General features: G+C 63.8%; 13 protein-coding genes. 6 read left to right on the top strand and 7 right to left on the bottom strand.

Going from position 1 to position 14,480, the window contains the following annotated elements; translation table 11 throughout:
- The first annotated feature begins 24 nt into the window (after positions 1-24).
- Positions 25-480: an Lrp/AsnC family transcriptional regulator gene (locus tag V1289_RS20375; RefSeq protein ID WP_334398549.1), complete on the top strand. Its 456-nt coding sequence runs from the start codon at positions 25-27 to the stop codon at positions 478-480.
- Between the two features lie 34 nt (positions 481-514).
- On the opposite strand, the gene V1289_RS20370 is transcribed toward V1289_RS20375, so the two are convergent.
- From V1289_RS20370 to V1289_RS20360, 3 genes are all read right to left on the bottom strand, one after another.
- The gene (locus V1289_RS20370; RefSeq protein ID WP_334398548.1) at positions 515-1,687 is read right to left on the bottom strand and encodes a phosphorylase family protein; all 1,173 of its coding nucleotides are present in this window, start codon (positions 1,685-1,687) and stop codon (positions 515-517) included.
- A 92-nt stretch (positions 1,688-1,779) separates the two neighbouring features.
- A complete protein-coding gene (locus V1289_RS20365; RefSeq protein ID WP_334398547.1) occupies positions 1,780-3,192 on the bottom strand; it encodes an MFS transporter in 1,413 nt (470 codons plus the stop codon).
- Between the two features lie 139 nt (positions 3,193-3,331).
- Entirely contained in the window at positions 3,332-4,258 is a 927-nt protein-coding gene (locus V1289_RS20360; protein ID WP_334398546.1) for a LysR family transcriptional regulator, read from the bottom strand.
- A gap of 108 nt (positions 4,259-4,366) precedes the next feature.
- Between V1289_RS20360 and V1289_RS20355 the strand changes: the two genes are divergently transcribed.
- Together V1289_RS20355 and V1289_RS20350 are read left to right on the top strand one after the other, a co-directional pair.
- A complete protein-coding gene (locus tag V1289_RS20355) occupies positions 4,367-5,536 on the top strand; it encodes a CaiB/BaiF CoA transferase family protein (RefSeq protein ID WP_334398545.1) in 1,170 nt (389 codons plus the stop codon).
- Between the two features lie 8 nt (positions 5,537-5,544).
- Entirely contained in the window at positions 5,545-6,492 is a 948-nt protein-coding gene (locus V1289_RS20350; protein WP_334398544.1) for a hydroxymethylglutaryl-CoA lyase, read from the top strand.
- Between the two features lie 31 nt (positions 6,493-6,523).
- Here the strand turns inward: V1289_RS20350 and V1289_RS20345 are convergent, their stop codons facing one another.
- Positions 6,524-8,893, bottom strand: coding sequence for a heavy metal translocating P-type ATPase (locus V1289_RS20345; protein ID WP_334398543.1), 2,370 nt, complete (start codon positions 8,891-8,893; stop codon positions 6,524-6,526).
- Between the two features lie 55 nt (positions 8,894-8,948).
- Here V1289_RS20345 and V1289_RS20340 point away from each other — a divergent pair, with 55 nt between their 5' ends.
- Entirely contained in the window at positions 8,949-9,224 is a 276-nt protein-coding gene (locus V1289_RS20340) for a metal-sensitive transcriptional regulator (RefSeq protein ID WP_027540012.1), read from the top strand.
- Positions 9,225-9,437: 213 nt separating this feature from the next.
- Positions 9,438-10,052, top strand: a complete 615-nt coding sequence (locus V1289_RS20335) for a class I SAM-dependent methyltransferase (RefSeq protein ID WP_334398542.1) — start codon at positions 9,438-9,440, stop codon at positions 10,050-10,052.
- Between the two features lie 32 nt (positions 10,053-10,084).
- Here V1289_RS20335 and V1289_RS20330 read toward each other — a convergent pair whose 3' ends face one another.
- Positions 10,085-11,056 (bottom strand): YiiX/YebB-like N1pC/P60 family cysteine hydrolase, encoded by a 972-nt coding sequence (locus V1289_RS20330; RefSeq protein ID WP_334398541.1) that lies wholly within the window; start codon positions 11,054-11,056, stop codon positions 10,085-10,087.
- A gap of 192 nt (positions 11,057-11,248) precedes the next feature.
- On the opposite strand from V1289_RS20330, the gene V1289_RS20325 reads away from it, so the two are divergent.
- Positions 11,249-12,667, top strand: a complete 1,419-nt coding sequence (locus V1289_RS20325) for a flavin monoamine oxidase family protein (protein WP_334398540.1) — start codon at positions 11,249-11,251, stop codon at positions 12,665-12,667.
- Positions 12,668-12,692: 25 nt separating this feature from the next.
- Here the strand turns inward: V1289_RS20325 and V1289_RS20320 are convergent, their stop codons facing one another.
- Together V1289_RS20320 and V1289_RS20315 are read right to left on the bottom strand one after the other, a co-directional pair.
- Positions 12,693-13,640, bottom strand: coding sequence for an MBL fold metallo-hydrolase (locus tag V1289_RS20320; RefSeq protein ID WP_334398539.1), 948 nt, complete (start codon positions 13,638-13,640; stop codon positions 12,693-12,695).
- 40 nt (positions 13,641-13,680) lie between these two features.
- Positions 13,681-14,457 carry a sulfite exporter TauE/SafE family protein gene (locus V1289_RS20315; protein ID WP_334398538.1) on the bottom strand — a complete coding sequence of 259 codons (777 nt, stop codon included), beginning with the start codon at positions 14,455-14,457 and terminating at the stop codon, positions 13,681-13,683.
- Between the last annotated feature and the right edge of the window lie 23 nt (positions 14,458-14,480).

The raw sequence follows: 14,480 nt of genomic DNA, 5'->3' as shown, positions 1-14,480 counted from the left end.
GTTCAGATCAGGGAAGGCCAGGAAATGATCGACCCGCTTGATGGGCGGCTGTTGCAGCAGCTCCAGCACGACAGCCGGCAGAGCAACCAGCAACTGGCAGACAGCGTCGGCATGTCCTCGTCCGCCTGCTGGCGCCGCGTCGCTTCGCTGGAGGCGGCGGGCGTCATTGCGCGGTACACGGCGCTGGTGGATCGCGAGAAGGCCGGGTTTTCGATGTCGGCCATCCTGCATGTCTCGCTCGACCGCCACGACGAGAAATTCGTCTCCGAATTCGTCGTGCGCGTTCGCAAGCGGCCGGAGGTTCTCGAATGCTTTGCGACCACCGGCGACGCCGACTATCACCTGCGGGTCGTCGTCAGCGACATGGCGGCCTACAACCGCTTTCTCGATGACTTCATGTTCAAGATCCCCGGCATCCGTCACGTGCGGACGAATGTGATCCTGAAAGAGATCAAATACGACGTCGCGCTGCCGTTCTGATTTCCCGGAAGTCCAGGACGCGGCGGCCTCGGAGCTACGGCTCCGCCACGATGCTGGCCCAGCAGGTGATGGCGCTGCAGACCGAGCTCCACCGCCCATAACCCTTGTAGATGGTGGCGGCGACCTGCGCCTGCTGCCGCAGCGTCCCTTCGGCCTTGATCTGCGGGTCGGAGACATTGCGGATCGCGAGCCAGCGCGGCGCGCTCTTGCTCATGTCCTTTGCCACCAGTCCCAGAATGGCGTCGCCCATTTCGGAAACGTCGCCGAGCCCCTGCAGCTTGTAGTGATTGTCCGACGTATCGAAGCCGAACAGGTCGGTGGTGACGACCGAGGATTTCAAATCCGCCGGCGCCACCTTGATGATCTTGGGCGGGCGCGTGTTGTCCTTCGGCAGCTGGGCGGAATTGGCCTTGAACAGCCCTTTTGCCACGGCAAATTTCGACGATTTGGCCGGAGAGCTGGTGTAGTGCGCCATCGCAAACGGCTGCTTCTTGAACTTCGAAGTACAGTCGAAGCGGACCACCGGGCTGACCACGACGTCGCCGACCTCGACTAGCTTGCCGATGCCGCCCGCGGTGCCGGTGGTAATCACCAGCTTCGGCTTCACTTCCTGGATGATCTGACGCCAGACGTCGATGTTCGGCAGTTGCGGACCATCCTGCGACATGTGGGAGTCCGACTTGAAGACCACGACCGATTTCTTGCCGATCTTCGTCGTCCAGTAGGCGCCGAGCCGTTTGGCCTGCAGCGCCGGGGCGCCTTTACGGAATTTCTTGGAAAGGGTCGCGAAATTGTGCGTGTAGGAAACGTAGTCGTTGCGGGAGTCCTTGCCGGGGGTGAGCACGCGGCTCAGCGCGTGGCCCTCGTCGACGGTCCAAGTCACCACCAGCACGTCGGCCTTCGGCAGCGGGCCGTTGCCCGTGCCTTTTGGCTTCGGTCCGGTCTGCGGCGCCAATCCCTTCGGCCACGGGATGTCGGTGAAGCGCGACAGTCCGGTCGCGGTGCTGAAGGCGACAAACTCGCGGCCTTCGGGCGCCTCCGAATCGAAGTCGATTATTTCGCGCTGGAAATCTTCCGGAGCGACCTTGGCGGAGCGCTTGACGGCGGATGCCGCCACCGTCTTGACGGTGAAGGCCGCGGCGGGCGGGGGCGTCGAGATCGGATCGAAGCCAAGATTTCTCTCAACCCATTTGCGATCGGCTATCATGGCGCACTCCTCGGTCCCCAAGGTTGCCCGCGCGCAGCCTATCGCGGGTTACGCCCGCGCGCAACCTAAGATCGAATGTCAGGAGCGCGCGATCAGGCGTCGAGCGGCTTGCCGCGGACGTTCGGACCGAAGGTCGCGATCGCGATGATGACCAGGATCATGGCCGAGGTAATCAGGCCGAACACTCCGTTGACGCCGCCGACGCGCAGCATGTAGGCGACGATGAAGCCCGAAAACATCGCGCTGACCCGGCTCATCGAATAGACGAGGCCCGACGCCCGGGCGCGGATCGCGGTCGGAAACACTTCGGTCTGATAGGCGTGATAGGCGTAGGACATCGTCATGTTCGCCGCCGTCAGCAGCACCCCGCTCAGGATCAACAGCGCCGGCGCGGTGAATTGCGAAAACGCCGCGCCGAACGCGATGATCGCCACGCAGGCGCCGCAGATGATCCATTTGCGCTCCAGCCGGTCGGCAAAGCTTGCGGCCAGCAGGGGTGCAATGGGATAGGCGAACGCGACGATGAAGGAATATTGCAGGCTCTTGGTGACGGTGATGCCCTTTTCGACCAACAGCGTCGGGACCCAATTGGCAAAGCCATAAAAACCAAAGGCCTGGCAGAAGTTGAACACCATGAACAGCACGACCAGCGACAGATAAGGCGGCCTGAACAGCTCCGCAAAACCCACTGCCGCAGGCGCACGTGCCGGCGTCTTGTTCGTGACGGGTTTCGGGCGCGCGGCGGCAGGGCCTGCGGCGGCTTCGAGCCTGGCCAGGATCTTCAACGCTTCATCGGTCCGGCCGTGGCGCGCGAGCCAGAGCGGGCTTTCCGGCACATACAGCCGCAACACCCAGATCACCATGCTGCCGGCGGCGCCGATCAGCACCACCCAGCGCCAGCCGTCGACGCCGTAGGGCTGCAGCGGCACCAGCCACCACGACAGGAACGCGACCAGGGGAACCGCGATGAACATCACGCATTGATTGACGGCAAAGGCGCGGCCGCGCATCCAGCTCGGCACCAGCTCGGTGATGTAGGCGTCGATGGTGATGATCTCGACGCCGATGCCGATCCCGGCGATGAACCGCCACAGCAAAAGGCCTTCGGACGACGTCTGACACGCCATGATCACCGACGCCGCGCTATAGCCGAGCAGCGCGAAGGTGAAGATCGCCCGCCGCCCGAACCGGTCGGCGAGAAAGCCGAGAAAAAAGGTGCCGACGAACAGGCCGGCAAAGGTCGCGGCCACGAAGGCGCCGATCCCCGAGAAACCGAAGAAGGCCTGCGTCGTGGTCGTTAGCAGGCCGCTGCGGTTGAGGCCGGGCGCGATATAGCCGGTGAAGAAAAGGTCATAGATTTCGAAACAGCCGCCGAGCGACAGCAGGATCACCAGCCGCCAGACATAGGACGAGGCCGGCAGGCTCTCGAGCCGCCGCGATATCTCGTCCGCCCCACCGGATGTGGCCGCGACATCGCTTGCCGCGCCGATTTCGATTGCGCTCATGAATTCCTCCCCGAAACACCCGATCAGCCGTCCTTCTTCGCGAGGACGTGCCAGCTGGAGCCATGTTTGGCGCTTACGAGCCAGAAATCCAGAAGAACATATCGATCAAAGCGTTCGATATCTTCGATAGCGTAGCAATTTAGATCAGCAGCGTCGCCTCCCAGGCGCCGCGCCCGACCTGCTCGGCGATCAGCGCCAGCATCAGCCGCCGCATTTCCTCCATCACATAGGTCATGGGCCGGTTGCGCAGCCGGCACAGATAGAGCGTGCGCGTCAAAGTGGGTTCGATCACCTCGCGGGCGATCAGCGTTCCCCCTTGAAGCTGTTCCTGCGCGAACAGCTTTGTCGCAATCGCGCAGCCCAATCCGGCCAGCAGCGCGCCGGTGGTGCCACTGATCGAGTTGAGATGCAGGATCGCATTGGCCTCGAGCCGCTTGAGCAGCACGGGATCGTCGAGCAAGGCGCGGGATGAGAGCCCGTGGCGCAGCAGGATCAGCGGCAGCCGCGTCAGCTCCTCGAAGGTGATCGGCGCCTTGCTCTTGCCGATCAGTTTTGCGGTGCCGACGCAAAACATCTGCTCTTCCAGCACCGGTTCGGCGATCAGGTCCTTTTCCGACGGCGGATTGTAGACCAGCGCGAGATCGACCTCGGAGGCCATCAGGTGCAGCAAGGTCGCGCCCGAGAGGCTCTCGGTCAGCGACAGCTTTAGATTGGGATATTTCGCCAGAACGGTCCGCATCAGGGGCACGCCGATCGCCTTGACGCCGGAATTCGCCATGCCGATCGAGATGTCGCCGGCGATGACGCTGCCGCCTGCCTTGATCTCGCGCTCGGCTGCCGCCATCGCGCGCAGGATGATGCGGGCATGCTCATAGAGCCGTTCACCCGCCGCGGTCGGTTCCATGCCGCGCGGCTTGCGCTCGAACAAGGGCATTGCGAACTCGGCTTCGAGGTTGGATATGTGATGGCTGAGCGCCGATTGCGCCACATTGGCCTGATCCGCCGCCCGCGACAGGTTGCGCTGCTCGTAAACGGCGATGAAATATCGAAGCTGGCGCGAATCCATTGAATTTGCGTTCTAGAAGGGTGAATGCACTATTCGACAGATTATATTTTTCAGATGGCGTGTGAAGGCCTAGCTTAGGACCAAGATCCAACAAGTACGGGAGAAGACATGACCGGGACGAGACTGCCGCTGGACGGCGTAAGGGTCGTCGAGATGACCCATATGGTGATGGGTCCGACCTGCGGCATGATTCTGGCGCAACTGGGCGCCGAGGTGATCAAGGTCGAACCGCCCGCCGGCGACAAGACCCGCTCTCTCGGCGGCATGGGAACCTCGTTCTTCCCGCTGTTCAACCGCGGCAAACGCAGCGTCGTTCTCGACTTCGCCAAGGCCGAAGACCGCGAGACGATGCATCGGCTGCTCGCCAGCGCCGACGTCTTTCTGGAGAATTTTCGCGACGGGCAGTTGGAGAAGCAGGGCCTCGGCACCGAAGAGCTGCGCAGAAAACATCCGCACCTGATCGTCGCTGGCCACAAAGGCTTTCTGTCCGGACCCTATGAACACCGCCCGGCGCTCGACGAGGTCGTGCAGATGATGTCGGGGCTCGCCGCCATGACCGGCACCCAGGAAAAGCCGCAGCGGGTCGGCTCGTCCGCCAACGACATCATGGGCGGCATGTTCGGCGCGATTTCGATCCTCGCCGCGCTGTACCAGAAGCGCGGCGGCAGCAAGGACGGCGCCGATATCCGCATCGGGCTGTTCGAGAACTGCCTGTTCCTGGTCGCGCAGCACATGGTCGAATATGAAATGACCGGCCGGAAGCCGCGCTCGATGCCGGAACGCGAGCACGCCTGGCCGATCTACGACATTTTCGACACCGCCGGCGGCGGCCGCATCTTCATCGGCGTCGTCACCGAGGGCCACTGGCAGAGCTTTTGCCGCGAGTTCGGCTTGCAGGAATTTTCCGACGATCCGACGTTGCGCAACACCACCGACCGCATTCTGGCGCGGGCCCGGATCATTCCGCGCGTGGCTGAAGTGATCAAGCGCTGGAACGTGGCGGATCTATCGGCCAAGCTCGACGAACTCAATATCTGCTTCTCGCCGATCAACCGCCCCGAAGATTTGTTAAGGGATCCGCACGTGCTGCGCCCCGGCGGGCTGGTGCAGAACTTCAATGCCGACGGTGCCCCGTTCCGGGTTCCCGCGCTTCCGATTGAATGGAATGGCGGTAATATCGGCGAAGGACTCAAAGTGCCTGTGCTCGGCGCCGACACCGATGCCGTTCGCGCCGAACTCGAACGACAGAATCGTTCCTCAACCGACAACGCTGCATGAGGCCTGAGATGACCCGCGTCCAAGATGTTTATCCCGACAACAAAGTGATCCTGCGCGAAGTGGGCCTGCGCGACGGCCTGCAGCTGGTGAAGAAGTTTCCCTCGACCGCAGCAAAACAGCGTTGGATCCGCGACGAATACGCCGCCGGCGTGCGGAATTTCGAGGTCGGCTCATTCCTGCCCGCCAAAACGTTTCCGCAATTCGTCGACGTGCGCGATATCGTCCAGGCCGTGGCGTCGCTGCCCGGCGCGTACGGTATCGCACTGGCGCTGAACGAGCGCGGCGTCAACGAGGCGCTGGCTTCTGGCGTTGCTGAAGTCGCCACCGTGGTCTCGGCGACCGAGGAGCACAGCCAGGCCAATGCCAACCGCTCGCGCGAATCCGCCATCGCCAACGTCAAGCGTCTCTGCGAATTGCGCGACGCCAGCGCGCACAGACCGGTCGTCAATGCCGCGATCTCGATGGCGCTGGGCTGTTCGATCGTCGGTCCCGTCGATCCCAATGAGGTGCTGCGGCTGACCGAAAAATTGTATGAGGCGGGCGTCGATATGGTCGCGATCGCCGACACCGTTGGCTATGCCGGGCCGAAGCAGGTGGGTGAGTTGACCAAGGGCGCGGTCAGGATCGCCGGATCAAAGCCGGTCTGCGTTCACCTGCACGATACCCGCGGCATGGGCATTGCGAACGCGTCCGCCGCGCTCGATGCCGGTGCGCGCGTGCTCGACGGCTCGCTCGGCGGGCTCGGTGGCTGCCCGTTCGCGCCCGGCGCCACCGGCAATGTGGTGTTCGAGGACCTCGTGTTCCTGTGCGAGAGCAAGGGATTTCCGACCGGCATCGATCTGGAGAAACTGATCGCGGTGCGCGCGATCCTGCGCGCGGAAATGCCGGGCGAGACGCTATATGGCGGGCTGGCCCGCGCCGGGCTGCCCTGCGGAACGGCGGCCAAGGCGGCGTGATAACCCGAAGCCGGCAGGCGATGCGGCTGAATTACAGCCGCGTCACCCGCAGCCGCAGCGCATTGCCGACCACGCTCACCGATGACAGCGCCATGGCAGCGGCGGCGATGATCGGCGACAGCAGCAGGCCGAACGCCGGATAGAGAATGCCGGCCGCAATCGGAATGCCCGCGGCGTTGTAGATGAACGCGAAGAACAGGTTCTGGCGGATGTTGCGCATGGTCGCCTGCGACAGAAGGCGGGCGCGAACGATGCCGCCGAGATCGCCCTTCAACAGCGTGATGCCGGCGCTCTCCATCGCAACGTCAGTGCCGGTGCCCATGGCGATGCCGACTTCGGCGGCGGCAAGGGCCGGGGCGTCGTTGAGGCCGTCTCCGGCCATGGCGACGATCCGGCCGGCCTTCTGCAACCTGGCGACCACCGCGCTCTTCTGATCCGGAAGCACTTCCGCCTCGACATCTGTGATCCCGAGCGTCCGCGCGACGGCGCTCGCCGTGGTGCGGTTGTCTCCGGTCAGCATGATGACCTTGACGCCCTCCGCCGCCAGCGCCTTCAACGCCTCCGGCGTCGTCGCCTTGACGGGATCGGCGATGGCAAACAGTCCGGCCAGTTTGCCGTCGACGGCGATGTTGATCACCGTGGCGCCGTCGCCGCGCAGGCGCTCGCCCTGTTCGTGCAACGCCTGCGTTTCGATGCCGAGCGACGCGAAATAGTTCGCATTGCCCAACAGAACCGTCTTGCCGTCGACCTTGCCGGTCGCGCCCTTGCCGGTCGGCGAATCGAAATCCTCGACCTTGGTCACATCGAGGTTGCGCTCGCGGGCGGCCCTGACGATCGCGTCGGCCAGCGGATGCTCACTGGCGCGCTCGACGCTGGCGGCCAGCCGCAGGATTTCGGCTTCCTGAAAGCCGGCCGCGGCAACGATCGAAACCACCTTCGGCTTGCCCTCGGTCAGCGTTCCCGTCTTGTCGACCACCAGCGTGTCGATTTTTTCCATCCGCTCCAGCGCTTCGGCGTTCTTGATCAGGACGCCGGCCTGCGCGCCGCGGCCGACGCCGACCATGATCGACATCGGCGTGGCAAGCCCGAGCGCGCAGGGACAGGCGATGATGAGCACGGAGACGGCGGCAACGAGGCCGAACGCCATCCGCGGTTCTGGTCCGAACCAGGCCCAGGCGGCAAAGGCGATCAGCGCCACGACGATCACGGTCGGCACGAACCAGCCGGCCACCTGATCGGCCAGCCGCTGGATCGGCGCGCGCGAGCGTTGCGCCTCCGCCACCATCTTGACGATCTGCGAAAGCAGCGTGTCGCGCCCGACCTTGTCGGCGCGCATCACAAACCCGCCGGATTGATTGAGCGTGCCCGCGATCACTTTGCCGCCGGTCTCCCTGGTGACCGGCATGGATTCGCCGGTCACCAGCGATTCATCAAGCGCGGAGCGGCCTTCGAGAATGACGCCATCCACCGGCACCTTCTCGCCCGGCCGGACGCGCAATCTGTTGCCGACCTGCAGGCTGTCGATTTCGACCTCGTGGTCGGCGCCGTCGTCGCCGATGCGCCGCGCGGTTTTGGGCGCCAGTTCGAGCAGCGCCTTGATGGCGCCCGATGTGGCCTCGCGCGCGCGGAGTTCGAGAACCTGGCCAAGCAGGACGAGCACGGTGATGACGGCGGCGGCTTCGAAATAGACCGCAACCGCGCCGCCATGTCCGCGGAAAGTCGCCGGAAAGATATCTGGCGCGATGGTGCCGACGAGGCTGTAGACATAGGCTACGCCGGTGCCCATCGCGATCAGGGTGAACATGTTGAGATTCCGCGTCACCAGCGATTGCCAGCCGCGCACGAAGAACGGCCAGCCCGCCCAGAGCACGACGGGTGTTGCAAAGGCCAGCTGAATCCAGTTCGACAAGGTCTGATCGATCAAGCCGTGCCCGCCGATCAGATGTCCGCCCATTTCAAGAACGACGGCCGGCAGGGCCAGCACAAGGCCGACCCAGAACCGGCGCGTCATGTCGGCAAGTTCAGGGTTGGGCGGCGTATCCAGGCTTACGACATCGGGCTCCAGCGCCATGCCGCAGATCGGGCAGCTTCCGGGGCCGGCCTGACGGATCTCTGGATGCATCGGGCAGGTGTAGATCGCGCCATCAGGCACGTCGGCTTTCGGCTTGCTGCCTTCGAGATAGGCTGCGGGATCGTCGGCAAATTTGGTCCGGCAGCCGGCCGAGCAGAAATGAAAAGTCTCGTCGCGGTAATCAAACCGATGCTTGCCGGTCGCGGGATCGACCGACATGCCGCAGACGGGGTCGCGCGCAGTTGCGTGGCTGTGGGCATGATGGTCGCCATGGCCGTGGGCGGCATGATCGTGAGCCCCGCTGCAGCAACCGGTCTTCGCTTCGCTCATCGCACCTTCCCAATATCCACTTGTAACCTATACCCTGGAGGGGTATATAGGCGGGATGCGAAAAGACATCAAGGCTTCCTGTCAAAAGCGCCTGAGCCGGATAGAAGGCCAGGTCCGCGGGCTGTCGAAAATGGTCGACGAGGACCGCTACTGCATCGACATCGTCACGCAGATTTCCGCGGTGCGTGCCGCGCTGCGGCGCGTCGAGGAAGAGGTGTTGAGGGATCACGTGTCGCATTGCGTCGAACATGCGATCACCAGCGGCAACAAGGCCGACCAACGGGAAAAGATCGCGGAACTGATGGCGGTGATTGGCCGGTCTGACCGCTAGTCTCACGCCGGCTGGCTCGCATGCTCGGAGCCCAAGCAGGAGTTGCAGCCTGAAGCTATCCGCATGCCCATCGCGCGTTGATCCGGATCACGCCTCTGTAATGGGACAGCGGAATATCCGCACCATGGCGACGCAGGGCCTTCCGTGCGACGGTTCCGTGCCCACATTGGCCGGAATGACGTCCTCCCGGCGTCAGGAATTCAGGAGTGCGCGATGGGATTTTACAACGACGTCATCCTGCCGAGGCTCTGCGATCTTGCGATGCGCAACAAGCAACTCCTGCCGTTTCGCGAGCGCGTGATTGGTGCAGCGGAGGGCAGGGTGCTCGAGATCGGTGTCGGCTCGGGATTGAACCTGCCGTTCTATCGTTCGTCCGTGCAGGAGGTCCTGGCGCTCGAACCGTCGCCACGGCTTGTGCGTATGGCGCGTGGCGTCTCAAACCAGGCGAAGACGCCGGTCAGCTTCCTCGAGGCTTCCGCCGAGGCCATTCCGCTCGACCAACATTGCGTCGATACCATCGTCACGACCTGGACCATGTGCTCGATCCCGCACGCCGCTACCGCACTCGCAGAGATGCGGCGCGTATTGCGGCCGGGCGGCAAGCTCCTGTTCGTCGAGCACGGTCAGGCACCCGACGCGGGCGTGCGCTGGTGGCAGGATCGGCTGACGCCAGTATGGAAATGCTGCAGCGGAGGCTGCCATCTCAATCGCCCGATTCGCTCGATGATCGAAGGCGCGGGTTTTGCTATTGACCGGATCGAGACCGGCTATATCCCGGGGCCGAGGCCGATGACGTTCATGTATGAAGGCAGCGCCCGGCCGAACTGATGATGCCGAGGAGAGGGCCATCGATGCACGGTCTAAGCGGCCACCTTCCCGCGGGGACGGGCGCGGCGCTCTGGGGGTCGCACCGAAACATACTCGACCGCGAGGAAATGCTCTGACACGGTCACGCGCTCGACCCGCGCGGCTTCGCTCACTTCCGCAACCGGAAGCGGCGCTTCTTGGTCAATCTCTTCAGGAACAGTTGTCGGCGACTCGATCTCTGGAAACACACCGAATTCGCCGGCTACCTCCTGGAGCGGCTTCTGCTTGTCGGCCCAGTGCAGGGCCAGATAGTCGAAGCCGTGCACGATGGTGGGTTTGACGACTTCGAAATAGGGCGAGATATCGAAATCGCGCGGCATGTACAGCGACGAATCGCGGATGTGCAGAATTTCGCGCCGGGCCTTCCGGGAGGCGGCGCGGGTGATCTTGGGCAGGATCGGATAGCGCACGGCGTCGAACGCCTGCGCGATCAGCGCCGAACAGATGATCTTGGTGGGATCGCCGGAGCCGAACGCAATTATGCGCCGCCGCCAGCGCTGCGGCACCGGCAACGGAATCAAATAGCGCAACAGATCGACGATGTTCTTGGTGTCGTAGCCGAAGCCGATCCGGTTGATGGCATAGCGGCACACCGTGGTGCGGTCTTCATAGGACAGCCCAACCGGGCGGCACACGCGGGTGTGATAGGGAAAATATTTCGACAGCGGCGCCGAGGTGACGCCTTCGCCGATATTGGCCTCGATCAGGACATGCGGCTCGCCGTCGGGTTCGGTCGCGCCATCGATTGCGCCGACATACAGCGCGGCATGCGACCAGGTCGACTGCGTGAGGTATTTGATGATGCCGGAAATCCGGTTGTTGCCTTCGACCAGCAGGACGTCGCCGGCCTGGATCACGCCACGCAGATGTTCCGGATCGCTGGGCGTGAACGGCTCATAGCCCGGGACTTCCTTCTGCAGGTACCCCGCAATCAGCTGGCCGATGGTATCGAGCATTACGCCCATGAAACTCTCCCCAAGAGCGGCTTCCCGTCCGCTTTTTTCTTGTCCCTTAGCATGGTCGCAAGCCGTTTCAATTTAGTTCATGCACCGCGTCGATCAATCATGATTGATTTACCATGAGTGTTGCTGCGCGCCGTGAGATGCGGCACAGTTCGCTAGCTGTTCTCTTTCTTTCAAGTCTCCGGAAACCATGACATGACAATGACCCGCCGCGATTTCCTGTCGGCGTCCGCTGGCCTCGCGGTGACGCCGATGCTTGGCGGCAGGGTTTTTGGCGCGCAATTGTCACGCGAGGCTGACATTGTTGTGATCGGCGCCGGCGCCGCCGGCATTGCTGCGGCGCGGCGGATCCAGGCCGCGAACCGCAAGGTGATCGTGGTGGAGGCGGCGAGCCAGATCGGTGGCCGCTGTCAGACCGATATCTCGACCTTCGAGGTGCCGTTCGATCGCGGCGCGCGCTGGATGCACAATCCCGAGACCAACCCGATGATCAGGCTCGCGCGCGCCGCGGGGCTTGAGATCACGACCGCGCCCTCAGGCCAGAAGATTCGCATCGGTCGCCGCAACGCTCGCCCAGGCGAAACCGAGGAATTTCTGGCCGCTCTGGTGCGCGCCAACCGCGCCATCGACGACGCCTCGCGCAAGGCCGACGTCGCCTGTGCGGCGGTGTTGCCAAAGGATCTCGGCGACTGGGCGGGCACGGCGGAGTTCTTGCTCGGCGCCAATTTTTCGGGCAAGGACCTCAAGGATGTCTCCGTCGTCGACAAGGCCCGCGCGCAGGATCGCAACACTGCGATCGCCTGCCGTCAGGGATTGGGCGCGCTGATCGCAAAACTTGGCGAACAGCTGCCAGTGTCGCTGTCGACACCGGCCAAACGCATTTCCTGGAGCAAACGCGACGTCACGGTGGAAACGCCGGCTGGCAAGATCGTCGCGCGCGCCGCCGTCATCACAGTGTCGAGCAATGTTCTCGCCGCCGGCAACTTGAAATTCGACCCCGACATCCCCAAGCGAACGTTAGATGCCGCCGCCAAACTGAGCCTCGGCAGCTACGACCGGATCGCGCTGCAGATATCAGGCAATCCGCTCGGCTTATCGCGCGACGACATCCTGGTTGAGCAGAGCAACTCAACGCGCACCGCGCTGCTCTACGCTAACATGGGCGGCTCATCGCTCTGCACGATCGACGTCGCAGGCTCGTTCGGCCGCGACCTGTCCGCGCAGGGCGAGCAGGCGATGGCGGCGTTCGCGGTGGAGTGGCTGACAAAGCTGTTCGGCAGCGATGTTGCCGCCGCCGTGAAGAAATCCAGCGCGACGCGCTGGAATGCCTCACCCCACGTGCTGGGCGCGATGTCGGTGGCCGCGCCGGGCGGGCAAGCCGCGCGCAAAATCCTCACCGATCCGATCGGCTGCATGTATCTCGCGGGCGAAGCGACCCATGAGACGCTGTGGGGAACCATCGACGGCGCCTGGGAGAGCGGCGAACGCGCGGCCGAAGCGGCGCTGCGGCGGATCGGCGCCCTGAGGGATGCCGAGCCAATGGAAGCGCCCGCGCGGGCACCGAAGCAACGGCGGCGTTCGGCGCCGGCAAGATCGGCAACGCCGATCAATTGATGGTAGGGCCGAAGCGCGGATCGCGTTACACCGGCAGCTTCAATTCCATCAAATCCCTGGCGATGATGAGGCGGCCTTTGAAGTGCTTTTTCGCCTCGCTGCTCCATTGCTCGTCCGTCACGTCGAGTTCGCCGGGCACGAGGTGGCTCATGACCAGCACCTTGACCTGCGCGGCGTCGGCGATGCGGCCGACGTCTTCGGCGGCGGCGGTGTGGCTCTCGAGCAGGTGCTTCTTGAGCGTGGCGCCGTTCTTGACCCGGGTCACCAGGCGATCGACCCACGGAAGATAGATCGCTTCGTGCACCAGCACGTCGGCTCCCTCAGCGAATTCGGCCAGCTTCGGATTGTAATTGGTATCGCTGGAGAACACGATCGTGCCATCCGGCGTCTCGAACTTGTAGGCGAAATTGTCAGTGATCGGCGGGTGCGGGGTCCGGAACGCGGTCACCTTGACGTCCGGCGTCTGCAGCACCACGCCGTCCTCGGTGATGTCCTTGGCGATCAACAGCTTGCGCGGATCGGGGCGGCCTTCGTCCTCGATGCGTGTATCGATGTCGAACTTGTTCAGCTCCCAATAAGTCTGCGTCATCGCCTCGATGCCCTTGGGGCCGAACGAGTGGATCGGCGACGACAGGCCGGTGGCCCAGGCGTTGTAGACGAGGTTGCCGTATTCGAGGTTGTGATCGGAATGGTGATGGCTGATGAAAATATACTTCACCGATTCCAGCGGCACGCCGGCGCTGACGAGTTGGTGGCTGACCCCCATGCCGCAGTCGATCACGAACGGCGTGTCGTTCACCATCACCAGATTGGCCGGGTTGGAAGGTCCGACGCCGACGCGTGGCCCGCCCTTGGTGCCGAGGAACACGATTTTCGTGCGCGGTTTCGTCGGTGCCTGCGCCAATAGGGCAGGCGCGGCCAGTGCTGCGGCACTGCCGAGCGCCAGTTTCAGCGCATTGCGGCGATCGATCATAACGCTCTCCCCCTGAATTTTCTTGTCCGTTGCAGCCAGCCTAGCCGCTGCGCAGCACGCCGTCGAGCGCCGGCAGGCCGATGAGAACCGCCGCCGCGATCAGGGCGTAGCAGATCGCGCGAAACAGCGCCTCGCTGGCCTTGCCGAACAAGGACGCGCCGAACCAGACGCCGATGGCGTAGACCGGGCCGACCACCAGCGAAAACTTGATCGAATCCGCCGTGATCAACCCGGTGAGGGAGTAACTCACCACGGAAAAGAAATCCGAGGCGCCGAAGAACAGCAGGATGTTGGCGCGCGCGATCGTGGAAGCGATCGGCCGTCCCAGCCAGTAGCCGACGATCGGCGGCCCGCCGGTCTGCGCCAGCCCGCTGCAAAAGCCGGATAGTCCGCCGATGCCGACGGAAATCGCCGCATGGTCCTTGCCCCGGTAGCGCCAGCCCGAAAGCAGCAGCAGCAACAGCGCGAACACGAATCCCGAGATGATCCAGCGTGTCGTCACCGGCTCGAGCCGGCTGAGGAAGTAGGTCCCGATCGGTACGCCCACCAGGGCGCCAACCACCATGACCGCGGTGGCCTTGCGGTCGGCCTGCTTCCAGGCATTTGGAAGCAGCGGCGCGGCCGCGATGAAATCGATAATCAGCAGCAGTGCGGCGACCAGACGAGGGGCGGCGATGCTGCTCGCCAGCGGCATGAAGATCAGCGCGGAGCCGAAGCCGGAAAATCCGCGCGCGGTGCCCGACACAAAGGCGATGGCGCAAACCGCGATCGCGGCGTTGAGGCTGACGTCGGAGGGGATGAGGCCCAAAGGACTCATCCCTATTCCCTGAGCATGATGTT

Source organism: Bradyrhizobium sp. AZCC 2289, from assembly GCF_036924615.1.
Classification (GTDB): Bacteria; Pseudomonadota; Alphaproteobacteria; order Rhizobiales; family Xanthobacteraceae; genus Bradyrhizobium.
Note: the sequence above shows the minus strand (reverse complement) of the source record. Positions and strands in the feature narration are given on the sequence as shown.